This window comes from Hymenobacter fodinae (assembly GCF_004745825.1).
In the GTDB taxonomy this organism is placed as follows: domain Bacteria; phylum Bacteroidota; class Bacteroidia; order Cytophagales; family Hymenobacteraceae; genus Hymenobacter; species Hymenobacter fodinae.
Genome location: NZ_SRLA01000002.1, coordinates 1271851 through 1296056, shown reverse-complemented (window position 1 = coordinate 1296056; position 24206 = coordinate 1271851). Strand labels below are relative to the sequence as shown.

Below are 24206 nucleotides of genomic sequence, written 5' to 3'. Positions count from 1 at the left end.
ACTATGGAACAGCAACCTTCGCCCGCCGCCGAGCCCGAAACCACGGCTACTCCCGCCGACCGCATCAAGCAGGCCTACCTCGACTATGTGCTCCGCAAGGGCAAGCCGCCGGTATCGGTGTATAAGCTCACTCAGAAGCTAGGCCTGCCGGAGCAGGAGTTCTACCGGTATTACGCCAACTTCGCGGCCATCGACCGGGAGCTGTGGGCTGACTTTGGCCGGGAAGCACGCGTAACGGCCGCCAAGGAGCCGGTGTGGGCCCAGTATGGTGCCCGCGAGAAGTTGCTGGGCTTTTACTACACCCTCTTGGAAGTGCTGAAGCGTAACCGCAGCTATGCGCTCAACTCCCTGCACCGCTCCATGCCAGAACTGCCCGGCCTGACGCCCCGGGTGCTCGACGATTTCCGGCAGGATTTTGAGGTGTTTGTGGGCGAGATTCTGCGCGATGGTCGCCGCACCGAAGAAGTGGCTAACCGCCCGCTGGTGCAAGACCAATATCCGCGTGCCTTTTGGCAACAAGCTCTATTTGTGCTCGGCTTCTTCGCCAAAGACGATACCATTGATTTTGAGCGTACCGATGCGGCCGTGGAGAAGGCTGTCACGCTCAGCTTTGATCTGGTAGGTCGCAACACCCTCGATTCCGCCGTGGATTTTGTGCGTTTCCTGGTGCGCCGGAAGTAACGTTTTCGCACGCTCGCTTTGTTTGTATGAGTGGCCTACAGTACTGTAGGCCACTCCTTTTTGCTACAGCCTCTAATGGAAGAACCCCAAAAGTCTCTCTCCTCCCTGCCTACAACCAAAGTGGCGCGGGCGGCCCGCTTCGCTAAAACCGGCCTCAACGTTGGGGCCAACTATGTAAAGCACTACGCCAAGCGCGCCGTGGGAGCCGACTCTACTTCCGAAGACCTGCACGCCGCCAATGCCGCGGAGCTCTACGGTGCCCTGAGCGAGATGAAAGGCTCGGTGCTTAAAGTGGCCCAGATGCTGGCCATGGAGAAGAACATTCTGCCTACTGCCTACGCCGATCAGTTTGCGCAGGCCCAGTATCAGACTCCCCCCCTTTCGGGCCCGCTGGTGGTAAAGGCCTTTCGAGATGCCTTTGGAAAGTCGCCGTTTGAGGTGTTTGATGAGTTTGATTTGCAGGCCCGGCAAGCCGCCAGCATTGGGCAAGTGCATTTCGCCCGCAAGGGTGACCTAGCGCTGGCCGTGAAGGTGCAGTACCCGGGCGTAGCCGACAGCATTCACTCCGATATCCGGCTAGTGAAACCCATTGCTCTGCGCGTACTAGGCCTCTCCGAAGACACGGTGCGCCCGTACCTGGAGGAGGTAGAAACTCGCCTCATTGAGGAAACCGATTATGCCTTGGAGCTGCGCCGGGGCCAGGAAATTGCGGCTGCTTGTGCTGGCCTGGCGCACCTGCAATTCCCTAAGTATTACTCAGAGCTTTCTTCTGCCCGTATCCTGACCATGGACTGGCTGCCCGGCCAGCACCTAAAAGAGTTCCTGGCTACCGACCCACCCCAAGACGTACGCAACCAGCTAGGCCAGGCCCTCTGGGACTTCTATATGTTCCAGCTCAACACCCTGCGCACCGTTCACGCCGACCCCCACCCCGGCAACTTCCTGCTACGCTCTAATGATGGAGGTACTTTAGGCGTGCTGGACTTCGGCTGTGTAAAGGAGATTCCCGAGGATGTGCACCGGCTCTTCACTGCCCTCCTCGCCCCCGAAACTCTAGCCGATACGGCGCTGCTCACTACGCTGCTGGAAGAAGCCGGCGTGGTGCGCCCCGAAGATGCACCTGCCAAACGCACGTTCTACGTGAGCACCATGCAGGCTTCCCTAGAGCTGGTGGGCCGTCCGTTCCGCCAAGCTACGTTCGACTTCGGCGACCCAGCCTACTTGCAAAGCCTCTACGCTCTCGGGGACGACCTGATGCAACAGCCCGAGCTACGGCAGCAGCGCGAGCCCCGTGGCTCCGAGCACTTTATCTACCTCAATCGCACCTACGTAGGCCTCTACGCCCTGCTCACGGAGCTGCGCGCCTCCATCAGAACGGCACCACTGGCCTAGAACAAATAGATAATACCGTCATGTCGAGCTTGTCGAGACATCTTGCGTGCTGAGATTGTGGTAGTAATCATACCGGCCTAGAACACTATTCCAGCACTTCATCCTGACGTAGGAAGGCTCTTCTCAGGCATGAACGACTGGCCTAGCGCCTCGTGCTAACCTGATAGGATTCTTCGCTCGACTCAGGATGACTTGCTTCTAGGTTGGGTTAGCCTGGCAACGTCAGCACGCGAGATGTCTCGACAAGCTCGACATGACGGGCTATTTTCCAGCTGATTCTATCCTAAGCCAGTGTGCACACTGAAAACCTAATTACGACTTGTGAGTTTATGCTGCCAGTCCAGTTTTCCCGGCCGGAAAGCTGGACTGGCTTTTTATACTCTCTCACTTCCCCTCTTATGAAGAAATTCTGGACCCTTTTTGGGGTGCTGCTGAGCACCGTTACCATGGCCTCGGCCCAAAGTGCTCTGAGCTGCTGCGCCAAACCGGCTACTGCCACAGAGGCCTTTGCCATGCTGGCCTCTAACGAGGATTTCTCTGGTGGCCATGATGCCCCCCTGCCCTACACCTACGCTGGCGAGGGTGAAACTATTGAGTTCAAAACACCCGATGGGCAAAGCAGCAAGGCGTTTGAAATTAAAAGCAACGTCCGCTCCGATAAGTACCTGTTCGTGATTCACGAGTGGTGGGGCCTCAATGACTACATCAAGAAGGAAGCGGCCCAATATGCCAAGGATCTGCCCGGTGTAAACGTCATTGCCCTCGACCTTTACGACGGTCAGGTGGCCACCGACCCCGACCAAGCTGGTAAGCTCATGCAGGGCGTGAAAACCGACCGCTCCCAGAATATCATCAAAGGCGCTTTGCTGTATGCAGGCCCGAACGCCAAAGTAGCCAGCGTGGGATGGTGCTTCGGGGGCGGCTGGAGTCTGCAAACAGCTCTGCTAGCTGGCCCCAAAGCCGTTGGCTGCGTGATGTACTACGGCATGCCCGAAAAAGACGTAGCCAAGCTCAAAACCTTGAATACGGATGTGCTGGGCATTTTCGCTACGCAAGACAAATGGATTAACCCCGAAGTGGTAGCCCAGTTTCAGAAGGACATGGCCGCCGCCAAAAAGAAGGTAACCATCAAGAACTACGATGCCGACCACGCCTTCGCCAACCCATCTAACCCCAAGTACAACAAAGCGTACGCCGCCGACGCTCACAACGCAGCCGTGGCCCACCTGAAGAAAAACTTTAAGCTGAAAGGCTAAGCCTATCGTCTGCCAAAAGCATCATTGACACAGCAAAAGGAGCTACCCGGGTGGGTAGCTCCTTTTCTTTTATGCCTACAAAAAAGTATCTTTTGTCGAAGCCCTGATCCTCCACCCATTCCCACTACCACCACCATGACTGCCTTACCAGCTTTGCTTTCTGTATACGGAGAGAGCCACCAAAACCCCACCAACAAGCTGGTGCACTGGGTATGTGTGCCACTAATCATGTTCTCTATCTTAGGCCTGCTCTGGTCTATTCCGGTGCCAGACGCGTTGCAACGTATAAGCCCCTGGCTGAATTGGGGCACGTTGGTAATGGCACTGGCCATCATTTATTACCTGCGTCTGTCGGTACGGCTGGCCATCGGGATGCTGTTTGTGTGGTTGCTGATGGCGGGCGCCTTACGCCTGGTGGATGCTGGCGGCGCGCTGCCGCTCTGGGCCGTTTGCCTGATCGTGTTTGTGCTGGCTTGGATTGGACAGTTCTGGGGGCATAAAGTGGAAGGTAAAAAGCCCTCTTTTCTGAAAGACCTCCAGTTCCTGCTGATTGGTCCGCTCTGGCTGCTGCATTTCGTATATCGCCGCTTGGGCTGGCACTACTAACAGCCACCTACTCAACCAGAAGGGCCAACTTACTGCAGTAAGTTGGCCCTTCTGGTTGAATGAATTTACTGGCAGCCTATTCCACTGGCTTCAGCTGCCAGTTGGAGGCCAACAGCGCGGCCAACTCGGCTACGCTTTCGGTGAGTTGCTCCCAGCTGTTAAGCAGGAAGTACTGGTCCTGCAGATGAGCTTCGCTGTAAGGCGTTTGGAGCACGGTAGCCAAGTCGAAGGGGTAGCGGCGCGTAACATCACCGATGCAATGGTGAATTTCACCTGACGACGACAGCAAACCGGCCCCGTACATGCGGGTTTCGCCGCGCTCCTGCACCAAGCCAAACTGCACCGTGAAACCGTACAGCCGCTCCAGCCGCGTCAGGGCCACCTCATCGTCGAGGTGCTGAGCGGCTACCTGGCCTAGAAAGTGCAGAAAGTCCGCGAAGGCCTTGTCCATGAGCAGGGGCACGTGACCGAACACGCCGTGGAACAAGTCGGGCTCCTCAATGAAGTCGAACTGCGCCATAGTCCGGATCCAGACGGTAGCCGGAAACTTGCGCTGGGCCAGCAACCCGAAGAATTCGGCGTCGTTCAGCATGCCTTCTACGGGCTCCAACTGCCAACCGGTGGCTTTATACAACCTCTGGCTGACCTCCTCGAAGTTAGGAATAGCATTGCGGTGGAAGCCTACGGCCTCCAAGCCTTTAGCAAAAGCTGAGCAGGCCCGCTTGTGCAGGAGAGCCGTCTGGCGGTCAAACAATACTTTCCAGACCAACTGGTCCTGCGTCGTGTACCGATCGTAGTGCTGCTGAAGCATGGCTGTAGACATAAAAAAAGGCCCGATTTCCTTTCGGAGTCGGGCCTTTACTGGTTTTCAGAGGTGAAGTAGCATGTTGCTCTTAGCTTCCGTACCGGCACTGCAGCCCGACTTCATCCTGCATGGGACGAATATTAGTTAGGCAGACTTGCTTCGCGGAGTAGTTAAACATGATGGACAAATATAGTAAAATATAAAAACAAGATGTTCTATGATGGCCCCTTTATTTTTTCAGGCCCTTAAGATAGATACTAAACTCAAATATCTTTTATCACCTTAAGAATGGTAGGCATAATTATAAAATGCATCTATTTTCATCAATACACCCCGTCTGTTTTGACCCCGTTTGTGAATTATTTTTATTTCTCAAGATCAGAGTAGAGAACTTGTAAAGCGTAATGCTTCGATGCTTTCATCAATCTTTAAGGCTCATCTTACAAGCTACCCGCCGCAACTGGCTTACCCCAGCGCAGCTGTTTAAGCCAAGCAGTTGGTTCGTCTATTGCTCTATCTAGTGAATAACGGCCTCCACCCAACACCGTAAGCAGCACAAAATTCCAAAACAACGTCTGTTGGTAATACATGCCTAGCAGTAGCTCTGGCTTATCGTACCAGATAAACGCAATGACGAAGAACTGGAAGGCCAGTTGAAACGAGCTCAGCCGCGTGAACAGGCCTAGCGCAATGAGCAGGCCGCCCATAAATTCACCCCAAACGGCTACTACCGCCCACCAATAAGGAGAAGGAAAGGTGAAGCCTAGCCCAGCTACTTGTTGCACAAACCAGTCGGACGGACCTAAGGATGCGCCGGTGTTGAGCTTACCCATTTCCGTAGCGGTGTAGAGACCTACGAGCTTCGACCAGCCCGCCCCAATGGCAATGGATAGGCCTAGGTGCACCCGAAACAACAGTAACACTACATCGGCGGCGCGCGAGGGCATTACTGCATACCCAAACAGTAGATTTTTCATGATCCAGGCCCGCTTAGAGTTTACCGTTTGGTTCGTAGCCCATGCTCAGGTTCGTGTCGCCCGTGATACGCAGCAGTAGATTGGCTTTTTGATTTGAGGGATTGAGCAGCAAAGCCGATGACCCTGCCATGTACCGCAACGTGGCCGACTGGCCGGGTGCCAGCGTAAAGCGTCCGAAAATGCCGCCGCCCCGGGGCCGCTCTTTGAACTCTACCGGGACTTTGCCCACATTTTTGGCCACCACTTTGAAGGCTCCGGGCTGACTGCCCCCCAGCACAAACTGCTTGCCTGGTTCAATAAACAAGTTGGAGTTGAGGCTAGCCCAGCCCGCGGAAACGGCGGTGCATACGACGAGCAACGTCAGCAGGAAGGCCCAGGGACGGAAAGGAAATACGGTACGCATAGCAGTAGAGGTTGAGGTGAAACATGTCCTAAAGAAACAGGCCTAGCTCACCCCAAACGCCCCATTTTACAGCCTGAGACGTCTCAATTTATACTATGCGCCTTCTGGGTTGCCGTCTTCCCGCGCAACCTCACTGGGCGTGATGCCTCGCAGCTTCTTGAACACCCGATTAAACGTTGACTTGGAGTTGAAGCCAGACTCCAGAGCTACGGCCAGAAGCGTATAGTGCCGGAAGCGGGGGTTACGCAGGCGCTGCTCCGCCTCCTGCACCCGGTACTCATTAATAAAATCGTTGAAGTTTTGACCACAGCCGGTATTGATAACCTTGGATAGCCAGGAGGTATTGGTCTGGAGCTGACTGGCCAACTCTCCCAGGGTCAGCTCCGGGGCCAGGTAGGGCCGCTGGCTTTCCATGTGGCCTAGCAGGCGGGTGGTCCAGCGGGTTAGCTCAGCAGAAGCATCGGGAGCAGTTGTGGCAACTGGCAGCGGCGCTTCTGCTACTAGCGTGTTGGTGGTACTGCTGGTAGGCGCAAGCACGGGCGCAGCCTTCATCTGCAGGTCTGGCTCCGCTTCCTGCTCCGACACAGCTATGTCTGGGGCTACCAGCGGAGGCTGAAAGTGTAGGCTCGCCAACCGGTGGCCAGTGAGCAACCCAGCAATACTGAGGTAATAAATCAGCAGCCCAGTAAACAAGTAATCGTACCAGGCTTGATAATAGTTGAGGGGGCTGACGAAGGCATCAACCAAGCTAAAAACCAGCGCTACCCCTGTGCTTATTGATACGGCCACTAACACATTCCGCAGCCACCGGAACCGGATTCGGTCAGTATCGGAGAAGTTGTCGTTGAGGTAGTGGGCATACGCCCGGTACTCCCGCAGTGTCCGGACGCTGTAGGCCACTACCAGCAGATACCCTACTATATCAAGCCAATAGCCGTATGGAGTTTCGTCGGCCCAGGCTGCTAAGGGCCCCTTCGTACCAAAGTGCTCTGGAAGTGGCCGCTCTTGCAACAGATGCCACCAGCCTATATCAGCAATTAACAATAATAGGCGCAAGGCCAGATAGGCCAGTGCCGGCGCAAAATGCCACCAGTGCGAACCTCGAAACCTGAACTCGTGATTGGTGAGGCTGCGGAAGTAGAAGTACAGCACCGGCCCTACCGCCAGCCAGTTGCTGAACGGAAAGTAAAACATGAACGTGGAGTAGGCATCGTGCGAGTCGTACCAGCCCGCAAAGCCTAACATCCACTGCGCCAGGCGCAAGGTTTCTAGTAGAAGTAATAGCGCCAGCCAGCCATCCGCGGCCGACTCTTCGCGCCCACGCCGCACCCACAACACCCCGCTACCCACTAGGCCCTGCACAAAAAATGGCAGTAGCAGTCCGCTGTATACGCTGAAGGTGAATTGCATGAGCGGAAGGTACAAACCCTTCGCAGCCAGACAATAAAAAAGCCGTTCGACACACCACAACTCCTGTCGTGAGGCGCCAAACGGCTTTTTAGGCCACTTGATAAGGGCTACTCTAGTTCCTGGCGCACGGCGTACACCTTGCGCAGATTCCGGATGAGGCGCTCTGATTCCTGGAAGTTTAGGGTTTGGGCGCCATCCGAAGCTGCTTCTTCCGGCTTCTCGTGGGCTTCGTAGATGATGCCGTCAGCGCCGGCCATTACGCCAGCCAGCGCCATCGTAGGCACGTACTCCCGGATACCGATGCCGTGGGAAGGGTCGACGATTACGGGGAGGTGAGTTTTTTCCTTGAGGATAGGCACCGCGTTCAGATCGAGCGTATTGCGCGAGGCGGTTTCAAACGTGCGGATGCCCCGCTCGCAGAGAATCAGCTTCTCGTTACCGCCCGAGAAAACGTACTCCGCCGACGACAGTAGTTCTTCCAACGTGCCAGAGATGCCGCGCTTAATCATCACGGGCTTATCTACGCCGCCCAGCGCATCCAGCAGGTTGAAGTTCTGGGTGTTGCGGGCACCTACCTGGAATACGTCCACGTAGTCGTGCATCTCTTCTACCTGCGAAACCTGCATCACCTCCGTGATGATCTTGATGCCACGCTCCCGCGCCATCTGGTGGAACAGCTTCAGGCCTTCCATGCCCAGGCCCCGGAATGAGTAGGGCGAAGAACGAGGCTTGAACACGCCACCCCGCATAATGCGCACATCGTTGTCCACGAGGTGTTGCATGATGAGCTCCATCTGCTGCTCGCTCTCAATGCTGCAGGGGCCCGCGGCCAGCGTGAGGTTGCCCTCCCCTATCCGCACCCCGTCACCGAGGTCGAGCACCGTGGGCCGTACGCGCCACTTCCGGCTTACCAGCTTGTAGTCATCGGACACGCGGTGAATGTCCAGGATGCCGGGCAGCTGGCCGATGGCGCGCAGATCAATATCCGCTTTGCCAATGGCCACCAGGTAGTGCGCCCGCTGGGTTTTTACCTCCGTGGCTTTGTACTTCAGGTCTTTGATACGCGCCAGAATATCCGCTTTGGCGGTTTCGGCGATAGTGGGTTCAAGTTGAATGATCATGTGCTAGAGGGGCTCCCGCAGTGGAACGCCAAGGTTTTCGGTTGCGGCGGGAGAGTTTACTTGAGAACGGAAGAAATAAACCGGGTGGCAGCGGCGGGAGCATCCTCCACGCCTTCCAATGCCCGAATAAGAGCTGAGCCAATGATGGCCCCTTCGGCATGCTGACAGGCCTTTTGGAAAGAAGCTTTGTCACCGATACCAAAACCAATGAGGCGGGGGTTACGCAGGTTCATGGCCTCAATGCGCTGGAAATAGGCTTCCTGCACACCTTCGGCCTGGGTGTTTTGCCCGCCCGTAGTGCCGGGGCCCGATACCAGATACAGGAATGAGTCGGTTAGCTCATCAATGCGGCGAATACGCTCAGGCGCGGTTTGGGGCGTGATGAGGAACACGGGCCGCAGGTTGTACTTGCGGAAAGTCTCCTGGTACTCGGCCACGTAATCATCCAGGGGCAGGTCGGGCAGAATGACGCCATCTACGCCGGCGTTAGCAGCTTCGCGGCAGAAGTTCTCCACCCCAAACTGCATTACCGGGTTCAGGTAGCCCATTAGCAGAATCGGGGTTTCGGCTACTTCCTGCCGGATATTCTTTAATTGGCTGAACAGTACCCGCATGTTCATACCGTTGGCCAGGGCCACTGTGCTGCTTTGCTGAATTACTGGGCCATCGGCCAAGGGGTCCGAAAACGGCATACCAATCTCAATGAGGTCGGCGCCAGCGGCGGAAATGGCTTTTATAAGGGGCACCGTGGCATCGAGCGTGGGGTAGCCGGCAGTGAAGTAGATATTCAGGAGGTCTTTTCCCTTTTTCTGGAAAGCCTGTTGGATTCGGTTCATGAGGTGGTTCTCGCGGAAGTTCGTAGAAGTTGCGCGGAGGTACGCGGAGGTAGTTCATCTGCGAACCTCCGCGTAACCTCTGCGCCCTCTGCGTGCTAATTACAGAATGGTGTCGGCGTACTTGAGGTAGGTTTCGAGGTCTTTGTCGCCGCGGCCGGAGAGGTTTACCACTACTACATCATCGGGGCCGGCGCCCAACTGGCCTAGGGCCGCCAAGGCATGGGCAGTTTCGAGGGCCGGGATGATGCCTTCCAACCGGCTCAGTTCAGCCACGGCGCGCAGGGCCGCCTCGTCCTCAATGCTAATAAACCGCGCCCGACCAGAATCGGCCAAGTAGGCGTGCAACGGCCCAATGCCTGGGTAGTCTAGGCCTGCCGACAACGAATAGGGCTCGGTAATCTGCCCATCTTCATCCTGCATGAGCAAGGTGCGCGAGCCGTGAATAATGCCCGGCTTGCCCAGCACCGACGTAGCCGCCGAATGACCGGAATTCACGCCGTGCCCGGCTGCTTCTACCGCCACTAAGTTCACCGAAGGCTCTTCGAGGAAATGATAGAACGCACCAGCCGCATTCGAGCCCCCGCCCACGCAGGCCACCACGTAGTTGGGCAGCTCAGAGCCGGTTTTCTCCAACAGCTGCTTGCGCATTTCCTCGCTGATTACGGCCTGCAGGCGTGCCACCAGATCGGGGTATGGGTGCGGACCTACCACTGAGCCAATGATGTAGTGCGTATCCACGGGGTTGCTAATCCAGTCGCGGATGGCTTCGTTGGTGGCATCTTTTAGGGTACGGCTGCCACTCATAGCGGCGCGCACCTCAGCCCCCAGCAGGCGCATACGGTACACGTTGGGCTTCTGCCGCTCCATGTCGATTTCGCCCATATACACAATACACTGCATCCCCATGAGGGCGCACACCGTAGCCGTAGCTACCCCATGCTGACCGGCGCCGGTTTCTGCGATGATGCGGGTTTTGCCCAGCCGCTTGGCTAGCAGAATCTGGCCTACGGTGTTGTTTACCTTGTGGGCCCCGGTGTGGCAAAGGTCTTCGCGCTTCAGAAATACGCGCGTATTATACTTCTCCGACAGGCGCTTTGCCTCGAACAGCGGCGTGGGTCGGCCTACGTAGTCGCGCAGCAGTTGCTGGTATTCCTCCTGAAACGCGGGCTCGGCCATGATGTCCAGGTAATTTTGGCGCAGCTCTTCCACGTTCGGGTAGAGCATCTCGGGAATAAATGCCCCGCCAAACTGGCCGTAGTAGCCGCGCTCCGTAGGTTGTTGGTAGGTTGTGCTCATGATGAGGTTGATTGCTTATTGATGCCGCCGGGCCTTAACCGCGGGGCCGGAGTTTGGTAAATAGTTGCCGGAGCAAGTCGGCGTCCTTCACCCCGGGCGCCGTTTCAAACCGACTGTTCAGATCCAGCGCGAACAGGCCCGGCAAACGCAGGTTGCGTAGGCTGTCGGCGTGGGCGAGGTCTAGGCCACCCGCCAGGAAGTAAGGCACCTCCAGCGGATAGCCTGCTAACAGGCTCCAGTCGAAAGTGGTGCCGTTGCCACCGGGCTGCTCGCCCTTGGTATCGAAGAGGAAGTAATCGACGTGGCTTACGTAGGGCGTCAGTTGGTCGAAGTTAAAGTCGGCCCCAACCGAAAATGCTTTCACCACGGCTAGGCCACTTTCCCGCAGTTCCTGGCACTGGGTCGGGGCCTCGTGGCCGTGCAGCTGCACCAGATCCAGCCCCAACTCCCGCACGCGCCGCCTGATTTCCTCGGTGTTTTCGTTCACAAACACCCCCACTTTCCTGATGCCCGCGGGCAGGGCAGCCAGCGTCTCGGCACTCAACTCCTCCCCCACGTAGCGGCTGGACTTCGGGTAGAAGATGAACCCCAGGAAATCGGGCTGCAGCGCCGCCACGGCCGCTAGGCTCGTGGGCTCACGCATGCCACACACCTTTATATAAGGAGTACCAGCGGGCGCGGATGTAGCAGGAGCGGTTGGCATGCGTGCTAGGTCTATAACAGCGTAATGGCTTCGGTAGCGCGCAGTTGCTGCACTAAGGCGGCGCAGGCTTTCTCGGGCCGACTGTGGCGCATGAAGGTTTCACCCATCAGGAAGCCACGGTAACCTACGGCGCGCAGGGCTTCAATATCGGCGGCGGTCTGTAGGCCACTCTCCGTCACTTTCACGAACTCATCTGGAATACGCTGGGCCAACTCACCGGAGGTATCCAGGCTCACGGAGAAATCGTGGAGGTTGCGGTTGTTTACGCCCACCAGTGTCACGGCGTCGGGGTGCAGGGTTTTGTCGAGCTCCTCGGCATTGTGAATCTCGAGTAGCACCTCTAGGCCCAGGCTCTTGGCAAACCGCCCGAGGCGCAGTACTTCCTCGCCCGAGAGCACGGCCGCAATCAGCAGAATGGCATCGGCCCCAATGCTCTTGGCTTCCAGAATCTGGTACTCATCCACGGTGAAGTCTTTGCGCAGAATGGGGCAGAAATTGTAGCGCCGGGCAATGGTCAGGTCCTCGTTTTTACCCCCGAAAAACTCCGTGTCCGTCAGCACGGACAGCGCCGAGGCGCCCGCCTGCATATAGCCCAACGTGGTCCGCTCAACGGGGGCGTGCGGATTGATAAAGCCTTTGCTCGGCGACTTGCGCTTGAATTCGGCAATAATGCCGCTTAGGTCGTCGCGTAGCAGGTAACGGCGCAGGCTCAAGGGCTGCGAGTCCATATATAGGCTTTGCTCCAGCTTTTTGGCAGGCACCAAATCGCGACGGGTCGCTACTTCCTGGCGCTTGTGGGCAATGATTTTCTCCAGAATGGTGGGAGTACTCATAATTTCTAAGGGTTAGCCCGCTTAACATTGGGGCTTAAATGAGAAGTGTGACGCCGTGGTATGGGGTGAAACCAACACTGGCCTAGAATGCTTCCGCTTTCGTGAAAACTAGTGTCTATCTGGCCTAGGCCAGTAAGTTGCGGAGGGCTTCCCGCGCCCGGCCCGAATCCAGAGATTCCTGCGCCGTGGACAGGGCTTCCGTCATGCTGAGCTCAGGCTTTACACACTGAATAGCCAGGGCAGCGTTAGCGGTTACCACAGCGCGTTGGGCAGCCGTGGCCCGCCCTTCCAGCACATCCAGGAATAGCTTCGCCGACTCTTCCACCGTCTGCCCCCCAGCCAGCTCAGCGGCTGTAGTGGCGTTTAGGCCGAAGTCGGCGGCAGTTACAATTTGCTCGCCGGCGGCGGAGGCAACTTTGGCAGCACCCGTCAGGGAAATTTCATCGTAGCCATCGAGAGCGTGCACTACGGCATATTGGGTTTTAGTTTGCTGCAGCAGGTAATGATACAGGCGCAGCAGCTCCAAGCTAAATGTGCCCGCCAATTGGTAGCGCGGCCGTACTGGGTTGACCAGAGGGCCCAGAATGTTAAAGAAGGTGCGCATGCCCAGCTCCCGGCGTACCGGCCCGGCATGGCGCATGGCCGGGTGAAACGATGGGGCGTGCAGAAAGCAGATGTTGGCGCGCTCCAACTGCCGCTTCAGCACATCATTCGGCACGGCGAAATCAACGCCCAGCTTAGCCAGCACATCTGAAGAGCCGCATACCGAGGAAACCCCAATGTTACCGTGCTTAGCCACTTTGTAGCCAGCCCCGGCCACCACAAAGCAGGCCAGTGTGCTGATGTTGAGCGTGTCTTTGCCGTCGCCACCAGTCCCCACAATGTCCACTACTTCATCGGTTCCAAGCTCGGGGTCGCGAGATAAATCCAGCAGCGCCGCGCGGAAGCCCGACAGCTCCGGCACCGTGATGGGGCGCATGCGGTACACAGTCATGAAGGCGGCCATTTCGGAGGGGTTGGCCTGCCCCTGCCCGATGCGGTACATGGCTTCGCGCGCTTCGGCGTACGTTAGGGCTTGCTGGTCAAATAATTGATTGAGAATCTGTTTCACGAGGGAAGCCTCTGGGGTGGATTGCTGAGGCAGTTGAATGAGAGAAGCGAAGAAATGGGCATTGTCAGATGATACGAAACAGGCCTATTGGCCTTGTGGCTATCAAGACAGCCAGTTCTTTAGCATCTGGTGCCCGTGCTCCGTCAGGATAGACTCGGGGTGGAACTGCACGCCGCGCACGTCATACTCACGGTGGCGGAAAGCCAGCACCTGTCCGTTGGCATCCAGCGCCGTCACTTCCAGCTCAGCGGGCATGCTTTCCGGCTGCACGCTCCAAGAGTGGTAGCGCCCCACCCGGAACTGCCGGGGCAGCCCCTGAAACAGTTTGTCTTCCTCCTCAGTGGTAAGGCTGGCATCGGTGGCAATGCCGTGTAGCACATCGGGCAGGTTATACAACTCGCCGCCGAAGCTCTCAGCAATGCCCTGGTGGCCTAGGCACACGCCCAGCATCCGCTTGGTGGGCGCGTAACGCCGGATAACCTCTGGCATCAGCCCCGCTTCAGAAGGCAAGCCCGGACCAGGCGACAAGAGCACCGCGTCGTAGGCCTCTACATCTTCCAGCGTCAGCTTATCATTACGGATGACGGTGGTATCGGCTCCGTACCCCAGTTCGCGCAGCACTTGCACGAGGTTGTAGGTGAAGGAGTCGTAGTTGTCAATGACGAGAATTTTCATGGCAATATGGGCACAAGGTGGGCGTTGCGCGCCGCTCAAAGGCAATAGGTTCAGCTACTTGAGAAAGTTCAGATTAACGATTGGGGGTAGTGAGTTTCTCCCCAATCTGCTCGGCCTCTTTCAAGGCCTTGCGCAACGCTGCTAGTTTATGATGCACTTCATTGAGCTCGGAGTTGATGTCCGAAGCAGCTACCACGCCAGCGCCGGCCTGGAAGTACAACTGCCCCGCCGTGCTGAGGAAGGAGCGAATCATGATGGCGTGGTTGAAGTCGCCGTTGAAACCTAAGTGGCCAATAGCGCCGCCATAGTATCCGCGGCCCGTAGGCTCTAGGCCATCAATGAGCTGCATGGCGCGGTGCTTGGGGGCGCCCGAAAGCGTACCGGCCGGGAAGGTATCGGCCACCACTTGCAGGGAATTGGCCTCGGGAGCTAGCGTGGCATTTACCTCACTTACTAGGTGAATAACGTGCGAGTAAAACTGAATCTCGCGGAACACCTTTACCTGTACTTCGTCGCCGTGGCGGGCCAGGTCGTTGCGGGCCAGGTCCACGAGCATGGTGTGCTCGGCATTTTCCTTGGGGTCGTCGGCGAGCTTCTGGGCCAGGGCAGCATCCTGGGCGTCGTGACCGGTGCGGCGGAACGTGCCGGCAATGGGGAACAAACTGGCTTTCCGGCCTTTTATCAAGAGTTGGGTCTCGGGCGAAGAGCCGAAGATTTTGAAGTTGCCGTAATCGAAGTAAAACAGGTACGGCGAAGGATTGATGGAGCGCAGGGCCCGGTACACGTTAAACTCATCCCCCACAAACCCTTGCTGAAAGCGGCGCGAAAGCACAATCTGAAACACGTCGCCGCGGCGGCAGTGCTGCTGCCCTTGCGCAAGCACTTTCAGGAACTCCTCATCGGTCTGGTTGGTCTGCTCCGGCCCGCTGGTCTGGAAGCCAAACTCCGGCAGTGAGGGGTTCCGAATCAGATTTACCAACCTGCCTAGGCCATCTTGATCTACGGCCTCCCCTTCCAGCGTGTGCTCAAACACATACAGCTCATTCCGGAAGTGGTTCAGCGCAATAACGTAGCGGTAAGTGCCGTAGATGATATCCGGAATTTGGCCGGCGGCTTCCTTCTGCTCATTCAGGGTCAGGTCTTCGAAGTATTGCACCGCCTCGTAGCCCAGGTACCCGAACAGGCCGCCCGTAATAAAGTCGAAGCCCTGGTCTTCCGTTTCGAAGCACGCGGCAAACTCCCGTAAACGGTCCAGGGCCTGCCGGGGATCCACCAGCGTTTCCGTGGTCACAGAATCATCGGGGAAGGTTTGCTTTACTACACCGCGCTGTACCTCAAAGCGCGCTAGTGGGTCGCAGACGAGGTAGCTAAAGGCATTCTGCTGGCCATGATAGTCGGAGCTTTCCAGCAGCAGGCAGTTCGGGTACCGGTCGCGCAGCCGCAGGTATAGGCCTACGGGAGTTACGGTGTCAGCCAGTACGCGCAGGTGGCGGGTAGTTAAGCGAAATGATTTCATACAGGAGTGAAGAGCTGGTTGTGGAGGCGTTGCGCGGCGGACAATAAAAAAAGCCCGGCGAGGCGGCCGGGCTTTCTGTTAGTTTGCTACGAAGAGGTTGTCACTTGTCTCTAACGCACGCACAGGCTGTCCCGTCCGGAATTTCCGAGGGGCCACCACCAAGCTTGCAGAGTCATGTGAGAAGTCATTGCCAAATGTTAGAGGCGTTGAATGCTGCAAATGTACAGCGGGCATTTTACGGAACAAGTACTTTTTAGGTTTTCCGATTGAAAATTCTGCATTTCACAGAGTCGTTCTTTTGCAACTTAACACTATAGGCTACTTTTTCACCAGCAACTGTTGACCCGCTTGCTTGTCCGATAACACACGCAACAGGTAATTGCCTGGCTCTAACTGGCCTAGGGCAACAGTGGTACCAGTGGTTACTTTCTTTTTCAGCACCACGCGCTGCGCCTGATCCAGAAGCTCTATCCTTCCCTTCTTTGTGGGTAGATGTATAGTCAACTGATTTTGCTCCTGATTTAGATAAGCGCTGTATGCTAGGGGTTTTCCACCTAATCTGTAATTATGGCTAGTCCCATCCTGCTCGTACAGCCACCGGTAGGCCGCAGGAAACTCCCGCTTCCAGAACCATTCGGCGTGCTTGCCATCAGCAGGGGTGCTGTAGGCCATGTTGCCCGCGGGCACGCCGTTGCGCTGCAGTGAATCACGCATAGCCTGCATCAGAGGCACCATGGTTTCGCTTTCCGCAGTCCCGCTCACGAAGTAGAATCGGGTAGCTGGGCTAGCCGGATGCTGACGCACATACTGAAACAGAGAGTCTTTAGCGAACCAGAAAGCCGGCGAAAACACACCTACTTTACTGTACACCTGCGGGTACCTGAGCGCGGCATAGGTAGAAATAAGTCCGCCCATACTGCTTCCCGCTAGGCCAGTAAACTCCCGCCCAGTGAGCGTGCGGTAGTGCGCATCAACGTACGGCTTCAACGTATGCACTAGAAAATCAACGTAATGCTCGCCTTGGCCACCTCCATATTCTGTATTTCGCCAGGGAGAGAGCTCATTCAGGCGCTCAGCCCCGCCGTTATCGACTGCTATTACGATGCAGCCCGCATCGTCTAATCCTTTTTGCTGCAGTTGGCTCAACGTTTCGTCTACCCCCCATTCACCAGAAAAGCTAGTACACGCATCAAACACGTTCTGTCCATCATGCATGTATAACACTGCGTAGCGCTTGGCAGGGTTACTGTTATAATCAGTAGGGAGATACACCCAAATGCGGCGTTTGCGCTCTAGCTGCGGAATGTAAAATGCCGTATCGAGTATCTGTACGTTCGGCTTTTGGGCGGTGCTCACGCATGCATTCTCCTGCTTCATGGGGCCACCATCTTTCCACCCAGCCACTTGTAAGGCAATAACGACACGCTGGTCCTTAACTACCAGGTGCCGGTTAGGTATATCCTGATGCTGCGCATCAGTTTCCGCAGTGTTCCAACTGCCTCTTGTGAGTTTAAATTCAAGCTCTCCTGTTAGCGAGGCAGGTAATGTGTACTCATACTTTCCGTCGGCACCGCGAGTAAAGGCATAAGCCTTATTAGCCGGTTGCCACCCGTTGAAGCTCCCTGCCATATATATAGTAGCGGCTGCCGGAGTTTGTGCTGGCACTTGTACCAACCGCAGTACTGTTTGGGCTCGCGACGTGCAGCTAAGCAGCAGCAGTATCCCAGTTGATATAAGCGATTTCATCGGAGTAATGACAAGTCTATGCAGTGAATGTAAATGTCGTTGCCATGCTCTATAGTCAACTTGCTATTCAAGAGATATCAAGAATTTTTAACCATAAATGACCCGATTTATTACTTAAATACAACCTGTATTTTTCTTAGAATTTACTACGTCTTGTAAAGCTTGGCTCCTAGTAGTTTGGAAGTTCAAAAGACTAAATCATCGCTGAACTTCTCGGACTCAGCATTCATACTTCGACTAGGCCAAATGCACAAAAAAACTTCTACATCGAAGCTAAGATATATGCAAAAAACAAGTCGTGATTTTTATAAGTATCCTCCCATTCCACTACGCCTACATTGATTCGGTTAGTGCAACATGTTTTGCTAAAACGTCTCAGCTACTTACTACCTACGCAGCTATAAATCGGCTTCAGTTACCTCCTACAACAACAATTAAGAAGTCAGATATGGTAAATTACTACTATGACGCAATTGATCTTTCTACATACCGTCCTATCAGCTTCAATTCAATACAGCATCAATAATTGTTAACGTAGCATTATACACTAAACTCTAGATTTTCACTCAAATTTTGTGTTTTATTTAGCACATATAGCACTTTACGAGCCAATATCTACTATTAAAGGTAATAAAATATACTGTACAAGCTAACTTTAGCACCCTAAAGAACACATAGAGTAAGTGAGTATTTAGTTACCTATCACACCATACCAGCAAAAGCCAGATTATTGCTATTCCGAGAGTAAGCCGTTACTCATTGTTTTTGTCCTTAACAACATCTTAACTTGCGCTGTTTCCGAAAGGATTGGCGACTCTAAACTTTACTCTAGCGGTGTCTAATTTCACCGTCAATCTCACTCTAGCCTCTGAGATTGAAGCGTAGAGTCGCCACGAATTCCCACCCCGGCAAGTCCGGAAAAGTCCATTTCAACCCCCTAAACTCTTTTCAATGAAACACCCTTATCTAGCGAAACTCGGGTTTCCGCTATTGTGCGCTGGCGTTAGCGTCAGCAGCGCCTACGCACAGGGGGTCGGCACGGTAAGTGGCCGCATCCTAGACGAGAAAAATGAAGGGATGCCCGGCGTAACCGTTCTGATTGAAGGTACTACGCTTGGTGGCTCAACCAACTCCGATGGTACCTTCTCTATTCAAGGAGTACCTGCTGGTCAGCACACTATCGTTACGTCATTCGTGGGTTACACTACCCGCCGGCAAACGATTGCGGTAACATCTGGTCAGAACACTACCGTGGCTCCTATCTCGCTAGCCGAGAACACGACGCTACTTAATGAGGCAGTAGTAGTAGGCTACGGTGTGCAGCGCCGGCAAGATGTAACTGGCTCTATTGCTACTGTACAAGCCAAAGACTTTGTTCCTGGTCAGGTTACCAACCCGGAGCAGTTGGTACAGGGTAAAATTGCGGGGGTTAATATCACCACCGGCGGCGGTGCTCCTGGTGCAGCTACGACAATTCGTATCCGGGGTGGCTCTTCACTCAACGCTAATAATGACCCATTGTTCGTAATCGATGGGGTACCAGTAGATAAAGGAGGCATTAGTGGAGCTAGTAACCCACTTACGCTTATTAACCCAAATGATATTGAGTCGGTAACCGTGCTGAAGGATGCTTCAGCGTTGGCTATCTATGGTAACCGCGCTTCCAATGGTGTGGTGCTTATTACCACGAAGCGAGGTGTACAGGGAGAAAAGCTTACTGTAAACTTGTCGTCTCAGACTTCAGTTTCTCGTCCGTTCAGAACGTACGAAGTGTTGGGCGCTGATGAGTTGCGTACTTTAGTACAGGCTAATGCCTTGCCCTCACAGGCTGCTACCCTCGGCAACGCCAATACTGACTGGCAAAAAGAAATCTTCCGTACCGCCGCCACTTACGACAATACTGTTAGCCTGACGGGTAACATTGGCAAAGTGCCGTTCCGTGCATCTTACGGTAACCTCTACCAGGACGGTATCGTCATCACGAACAAGCTGAAGCGTAATACCGGTTCGTTGAGCCTGTCACCAGTTCTCCTAGACGGGCACCTGCGTGTTGATGTAAATGCGAAAGGCACTCAACTAGAGAACCGCTTTATAGATAATGGAGCTATTGGTGGAGCCATATTCTACGACCCCACCCAGCCGATACGAGCTTCCGAGGCTCAGTATTTGCCCTACGGCGGGTACTTCCAATACCTTACTCCAAATGGTGTGCCCTTGACACTTGCCCCTGGCAACCCAGTGGCAGCCCTTCGCAACACCAATAACATTAGCGAAGTGAAGCGCTTCATCGGCAATGTGCAGCTTGACTACAAGTTCCACTTCCTGCCCGATCTGCGTGCGAACCTAAACTTGGCCACTGACTTGTCGCGTGGTTCTGGCTCGACTACTAACTCGGTTACCGACTTCAGTAACTTTAATAGCGCTGCTACTAACGTTAACCAGAACGGTCGTTACTCGCAGTATAAGCAGGACAAGGATATGCGCCTGCTAGAGTTCTACCTGGCCTACAATAAGCAGCTTGGCGAGAATACTAAGTTTGATGTGCAAGCCGGTTACTCATACCAAGACTTCGAAACGCAAGGCCCCCTGTACTTGCCTTACCGTTTTGACCGCACCACACTATTCACGGCGGGCCAGACCCTAACGGTAGCAGGTTATTACGATCCATATCGCCTTATCTCGTATTTCGGCCGTACCAACCTTACCATTAAGGATCGTTACCTGTTAACGGCTACTTTGCGTAACGATAACACCTCCCGTTTTGCTAGCAACAACCGGAGCGGCTACTTCCCCGCTGTCGGCTTGGGCTGGCGCCTCAAAGGCGAAGAGTTTTTAGCTAATAATGCTACCATCACGGAGCTGAAATTACGGGCGGGCTATGGTATTACTGGTCAACAAGAAATTGGTGGGCCATTCGATTTTCTGCCTCGCTACGTGACAGGCCGCTCTACAGTGCAATATCAGTTTGGAGTAGATGCTAACGGGGCGCCACTTTTTGTTACTACGCAACGCCCATCCGGTTACAACCCTGACTTGAAATGGGAAACCACGACTACCTACAACGTAGGTTTAGACTGGGGACTGTTCGACAATCGTTTGTCGGGTACCGTAGATGCATACCAGCGCGTATCTAATGACCTGCTGGCTAACGTGTTCGTACCAGCCGGCGGTTTGGCTAACCAACTTAACCGAAACATTGGCTCGTTGCGTAACCGTGGCGTAGAGGTTGCCTTGAACGCCATACCCGTGCGGACAGACGACTTCACTTGGGATTTAAACTTCAACGTAGCCTACAATAAGACCAAAATCACGGACTTAGGTACGCAACAGGAAAACTTCCCGGGTTACTTGGTAGAAGGGATTCCTGGTGGTACCGGCGGTACTGTGCAGGTAAACTCAGTAGGCTTCCCAAACAACGCCTACTATGTATACCAACAGGTATACGGGCAGGATGGACGTCCGGTAGAAGGTGTATATGTTGACCGTAATGGCGACGGTGTTGTAAATGAGCAGGACCTATATCGCTACAAGCAGCGTGCTCCGTTGTATACTTTTGGCCTTTCGACCAACTTCGCCTATAAGAAGTTTACACTGAACGCAGTACTACGTGCCAACGCTGGCAACTACGTGTACAACTCACTGGCGGCTAACCTTGGCAACTATGCCAATGCAAATACTGCTACCGGATTTGTTGGTAACCTGCCGATCGGTATTCGCGACACGGGCTTCCGGACTCAGCAGTTGCTTTCTGACTACTATGTAGAGAATGGCTCCTTCATCCGGGGTGAGAATATCACCTTAGGCTATAATGTGGGTAAAATTTTCCGTGAGGGGTCGAATCTTCGTCTGACTGCGGCTGTTCAAAACGTATTCCTGATTACTAAGTACAAAGGCCTCGATCCGGAGATTTTCAACGGAGTTGATAACAACTTCTATCCACGTGCCCGCACCTTCACTTTCGGCCTGAACGCTAGCTTCTAATCCCATCCAACCATGAATAAATTTTTAATCCGTGGCTTGGCAGTAGCCACTACAGGCCTAGCCCTCACTGCGGGCTTGACATCCTGTAATGACCTTGACCTCAAGCCTAAATATGAAACTACGCCTGACCGCGTGTATGTAGACCTCAACGGCTACCGCGCTGTGCTGGCAAAGGTATATGGCGGCTTTGCCGTGACTGGCCTAGGCTCTGACGATAATGGAGCTTCCGGTGGCGGCGACGTAGGCGGCATCGATGAGGGTACTTCCGACTATATCCGTCAGCTGTGGAGCGCTCAGGAGGTCTCTACCGATGAGGCCATCTTGGCTTGGGGCGACCCAGGTGTGCGTGATTGGCACAACATGAACTGGACGGCTTCCAACCCTCTTATCCGGGGCCTGTACTACCGCATCTACTATGAAATTGCCATTGCTAACGAGTTCATTCGGGAGTCAAGCGATGACAAACTTTCTTCTCGCCTAAGTGGGAATGATGTAGCTAGCGCAAAACGCTTCCGGGCTGAAGCTCGCTTTCTGCGCGCAGTGGCCTACATGCACGTACTTGATTTGTACGGTGGTGGCCCGCTCGTGAAAGACACCGATCCATCGGGGGTATTTACTCCTCCTTATGGCACGCGTCAGCAGATATTTGATTACGTGGAGAGCGAACTATTGGCCCTGAGCAATGATGCTGACTTCGCTGAACCTCGCACTAATGAGTATGGTCGCGTAGACAAAGCTGCCGCTTGGGGCATGCTTTCGCGTCTGTACCTAAACGCACAAGTTTACACCGGCACTGCTCGTTTCACAGATGCTGCTACGTACGCTAAGCGAGTGATTGATGTGCCCGGTTATGCTCTATCAAGCGCCGCGGCAGGTAATGTTTCTTCGGCTTACGGCCGTCTCTTCCTCGCCGATAACAACACGGCTCCTGCCCGCAACGAAATCATTTGGCCTGTTACTTTCGATGCTAACAATACTCGGAGCTTCGGAGGTACGACATTCTTGGTGAACGGCTCTACTAGCTCAAGCAACTCTACCTGGAAGTCTAAGGTTGGTATGCCGCAGGGCGGCTGGGGCGGTATGCGTGCTACTCGCAACCTGTTCCAACTATTTCCCGATACGGCACTTGACCGTCGGGGCCGTTTTTGGACTCAGGGCCAATCGTTGGAAATCAACGACATTGGCAACTTCCCTGAAGGATATGGCGTGTTGAAATTCCGTAACGTTACTTCAACAGGCACCGCACTAGGTGGTTCGCAGAGCCAGTCTAGCGTCGATTTCCCCATGATTCGTTTGGCGGAAGTAATGCTGAACTATGCAGAAGCTGTAACCCGTGGTGGAACCGGTGACGCAAATCTGGCTCGTACGTATGTTAACCAGATCCGTCGTCGTGCCTATGGACTACCTATCAATACGGCTAGCACCGTGGCTGACGTAGCATCTATCACAACTGCTTCTCTACTAGATGAGCGGGGACGGGAGCTCTTCTGGGAAGGCTACCGCCGGACGGACTTGATCCGGTATGGTCGCTTCGTAGAAGGTACCTACTTGTGGCCTTGGAAAGGTGGCGTGAAGGACGGTCGGGGTGTAGAAGCGTACCGTGTGCTTTACCCACTGCCAGCTTCCGACCTGACCGTAAACTCCAACCTGCGGCAGAACCCTGGCTATTAATTGATGTGCTTACTAAACCGGGAACTGACCTAGGCCAGTTTCCGGTTTAGCGCAAACATTCAACCGTCAATTCCCACTTACATCAGCATAATATGAGCCACTTTACTAAACTTGCAGGTCTTGGCTTGGCTGCCACCCTGCTTCTTGCTTCTTGCGAAAAAGACGAGGATCGGGCAATTATGCAGCCTGGTAGCTCTCTCGCCGTTACTCCCTCTACCAATTCTGCTGTTCTTCTACAAGCCAATGCGTCTGCAAATGCTGTAACCTACAATTGGAATAAGGTGGAATTCGGCTATCCAGCAGCCGTACAATACACATTGCAGTTCGATAAAAAAGGAGGGGATTTCAGCAATCCTATCGAAATCAACGCTGCTAACTCTACTACTCGTGTTCTTACAGTAAGTGAACTGAATAGTATTTTGTTGAAGTTAAAAGTGGCACCAAACACTGCTGGAGCCATTGATGCTCGCGTGAAAGCCAGCGTGGGTGCTAATGCTGCGCCGGTAATTTCACCAGTATCTACGTTCACGGGCACACCATATCTTGTCTTTATCGAGTACCCCTCGGTATATGTACCAGGTAGCTATCAGGGATGGGCACCAGATAAAGCCCCTTTCTTAGCTTCCGTAAATAACGATAAGAAGTACGAAGGGTACCTGAATTTTCCAGATGCCTCTACAAGCTTTAAAATCACCCCTGCTCGTAACTGGGATAATGATTACGGGGTTGATCCAGCCGGGCCTGCAGGTACTCTAAAAGCAAAAGGCGGTGACATTACTGTTACTGGACCTGGCTACTACCGCTTCAACGTAGATCTGAACACGTTGAAATACACAGCTACTAAAACTACTTGGGCAGTTATTGGTGCTGCTACTCCTGGTGGCTGGGACAAAGAAACGCCGCTGGTGTTTGATCCGGTTAAACAGGTCTGGACGGCAACGTTGGCACTTAAAGCTGATGAGTTAAAGTTCCGCGCTAATAATGCTTGGGATATTGACCTAGGGGATAATGAACCTGATGGTATTCCAGATTATGGTGGAAAGAATATTAAAGTTTCTGCCGCTGGTACTTACACCATCACCCTTGACTTGAGCAAAGGTGCTGGTAACTATAACTATTCAATTGAGAAGTAGTCGCTAGCTCTCAATGCCACATAACAAAGCAGGGCCGCTGTATAAGCGGCCCTG

The 24206-nt window shown here is 54.4% G+C and carries 20 protein-coding genes; 7 read left to right on the top strand and 13 right to left on the bottom strand.

Going from position 1 to position 24206, the window contains the following annotated elements:
* Window positions 1-3: 3 nt before the first annotated feature.
* The 4 genes from EU556_RS12820 to EU556_RS12805 all read left to right on the top strand — a co-directional run bounded on the left by EU556_RS12820 (window position 4) and on the right by EU556_RS12805 (window position 3935).
* Window positions 4-681 carry a TetR/AcrR family transcriptional regulator gene (locus EU556_RS12820; protein WP_135434488.1) on the top strand — a complete coding sequence of 226 codons (678 nt, stop codon included), beginning with the start codon at window positions 4-6 and terminating at the stop codon, window positions 679-681.
* A gap of 75 nt (window positions 682-756) precedes the next feature.
* Entirely contained in the window at window positions 757-2073 is a 1317-nt protein-coding gene (locus EU556_RS12815; RefSeq protein ID WP_135434487.1) for an ABC1 kinase family protein, read from the top strand.
* Window positions 2074-2471: 398 nt separating this feature from the next.
* Window positions 2472-3329: a dienelactone hydrolase family protein gene (locus tag EU556_RS12810; protein WP_245327613.1), complete on the top strand. Its 858-nt coding sequence runs from the start codon at window positions 2472-2474 to the stop codon at window positions 3327-3329.
* 135 nt (window positions 3330-3464) lie between these two features.
* Window positions 3465-3935 (top strand): Mpo1 family 2-hydroxy fatty acid dioxygenase, encoded by a 471-nt coding sequence (locus EU556_RS12805; RefSeq protein ID WP_135434486.1) that lies wholly within the window; start codon window positions 3465-3467, stop codon window positions 3933-3935.
* Between the two features lie 76 nt (window positions 3936-4011).
* Here the strand turns inward: EU556_RS12805 and EU556_RS12800 are convergent, their stop codons facing one another.
* The 13 genes from EU556_RS12800 to EU556_RS12740 all read right to left on the bottom strand — a co-directional run bounded on the left by EU556_RS12800 (window position 4012) and on the right by EU556_RS12740 (window position 17250).
* Window positions 4012-4758 carry a phenylalanine 4-monooxygenase gene (locus tag EU556_RS12800; RefSeq protein ID WP_135434485.1) on the bottom strand — a complete coding sequence of 249 codons (747 nt, stop codon included), beginning with the start codon at window positions 4756-4758 and terminating at the stop codon, window positions 4012-4014.
* Window positions 4759-5180: 422 nt separating this feature from the next.
* Window positions 5181-5717, bottom strand: coding sequence for a DoxX family protein (locus tag EU556_RS12795; RefSeq protein ID WP_135434484.1), 537 nt, complete (start codon window positions 5715-5717; stop codon window positions 5181-5183).
* Between the two features lie 13 nt (window positions 5718-5730).
* Complete coding sequence (locus tag EU556_RS12790) at window positions 5731-6120, bottom strand: hypothetical protein (protein ID WP_135434483.1); 390 nt, start codon at window positions 6118-6120, stop codon at window positions 5731-5733.
* Between the two features lie 93 nt (window positions 6121-6213).
* The gene (locus EU556_RS12785; protein WP_135434482.1) at window positions 6214-7530 is read right to left on the bottom strand and encodes a helix-turn-helix domain-containing protein; all 1317 of its coding nucleotides are present in this window, start codon (window positions 7528-7530) and stop codon (window positions 6214-6216) included.
* A 107-nt stretch (window positions 7531-7637) separates the two neighbouring features.
* The gene (gene aroF / locus EU556_RS12780; protein WP_135434481.1) at window positions 7638-8651 is read right to left on the bottom strand and encodes a 3-deoxy-7-phosphoheptulonate synthase; all 1014 of its coding nucleotides are present in this window, start codon (window positions 8649-8651) and stop codon (window positions 7638-7640) included.
* Window positions 8652-8707: 56 nt separating this feature from the next.
* Window positions 8708-9487 (bottom strand): tryptophan synthase subunit alpha, encoded by a 780-nt coding sequence (trpA, locus tag EU556_RS12775; protein ID WP_135434480.1) that lies wholly within the window; start codon window positions 9485-9487, stop codon window positions 8708-8710.
* 99 nt (window positions 9488-9586) lie between these two features.
* Window positions 9587-10783, bottom strand: a complete 1197-nt coding sequence (gene trpB, locus EU556_RS12770) for a tryptophan synthase subunit beta (RefSeq protein ID WP_135434479.1) — start codon at window positions 10781-10783, stop codon at window positions 9587-9589.
* Window positions 10784-10817: 34 nt separating this feature from the next.
* Complete coding sequence (locus EU556_RS12765) at window positions 10818-11486, bottom strand: phosphoribosylanthranilate isomerase (RefSeq protein WP_135434478.1); 669 nt, start codon at window positions 11484-11486, stop codon at window positions 10818-10820.
* Window positions 11487-11497: 11 nt separating this feature from the next.
* Entirely contained in the window at window positions 11498-12319 is an 822-nt protein-coding gene (gene trpC / locus EU556_RS12760) for an indole-3-glycerol phosphate synthase TrpC (RefSeq protein ID WP_135434477.1), read from the bottom strand.
* 124 nt (window positions 12320-12443) lie between these two features.
* Window positions 12444-13430 (bottom strand): anthranilate phosphoribosyltransferase, encoded by a 987-nt coding sequence (trpD, locus tag EU556_RS12755; RefSeq protein WP_135434476.1) that lies wholly within the window; start codon window positions 13428-13430, stop codon window positions 12444-12446.
* A 102-nt stretch (window positions 13431-13532) separates the two neighbouring features.
* Window positions 13533-14105 (bottom strand): anthranilate synthase component II, encoded by a 573-nt coding sequence (locus EU556_RS12750; RefSeq protein WP_135434475.1) that lies wholly within the window; start codon window positions 14103-14105, stop codon window positions 13533-13535.
* A gap of 73 nt (window positions 14106-14178) precedes the next feature.
* A complete protein-coding gene (locus EU556_RS12745) occupies window positions 14179-15621 on the bottom strand; it encodes an anthranilate synthase component I family protein (RefSeq protein WP_135434474.1) in 1443 nt (480 codons plus the stop codon).
* Between the two features lie 318 nt (window positions 15622-15939).
* Window positions 15940-17250 (bottom strand): alpha/beta hydrolase-fold protein, encoded by a 1311-nt coding sequence (locus tag EU556_RS12740; RefSeq protein ID WP_167855561.1) that lies wholly within the window; start codon window positions 17248-17250, stop codon window positions 15940-15942.
* A gap of 1068 nt (window positions 17251-18318) precedes the next feature.
* On the opposite strand from EU556_RS12740, the gene EU556_RS12735 reads away from it, so the two are divergent.
* The 3 genes from EU556_RS12735 (at window position 18319) to EU556_RS12725 (ending at window position 24152) form a co-directional block, all read left to right on the top strand.
* Window positions 18319-21348 (top strand): SusC/RagA family TonB-linked outer membrane protein, encoded by a 3030-nt coding sequence (locus EU556_RS12735; protein WP_135434472.1) that lies wholly within the window; start codon window positions 18319-18321, stop codon window positions 21346-21348.
* 12 nt (window positions 21349-21360) lie between these two features.
* Window positions 21361-23019, top strand: coding sequence for a RagB/SusD family nutrient uptake outer membrane protein (locus tag EU556_RS12730; RefSeq protein ID WP_135434471.1), 1659 nt, complete (start codon window positions 21361-21363; stop codon window positions 23017-23019).
* 92 nt (window positions 23020-23111) lie between these two features.
* Window positions 23112-24152: a SusE domain-containing protein gene (locus tag EU556_RS12725; RefSeq protein WP_135434470.1), complete on the top strand. Its 1041-nt coding sequence runs from the start codon at window positions 23112-23114 to the stop codon at window positions 24150-24152.
* Window positions 24153-24206 lie beyond the last annotated feature (54 nt).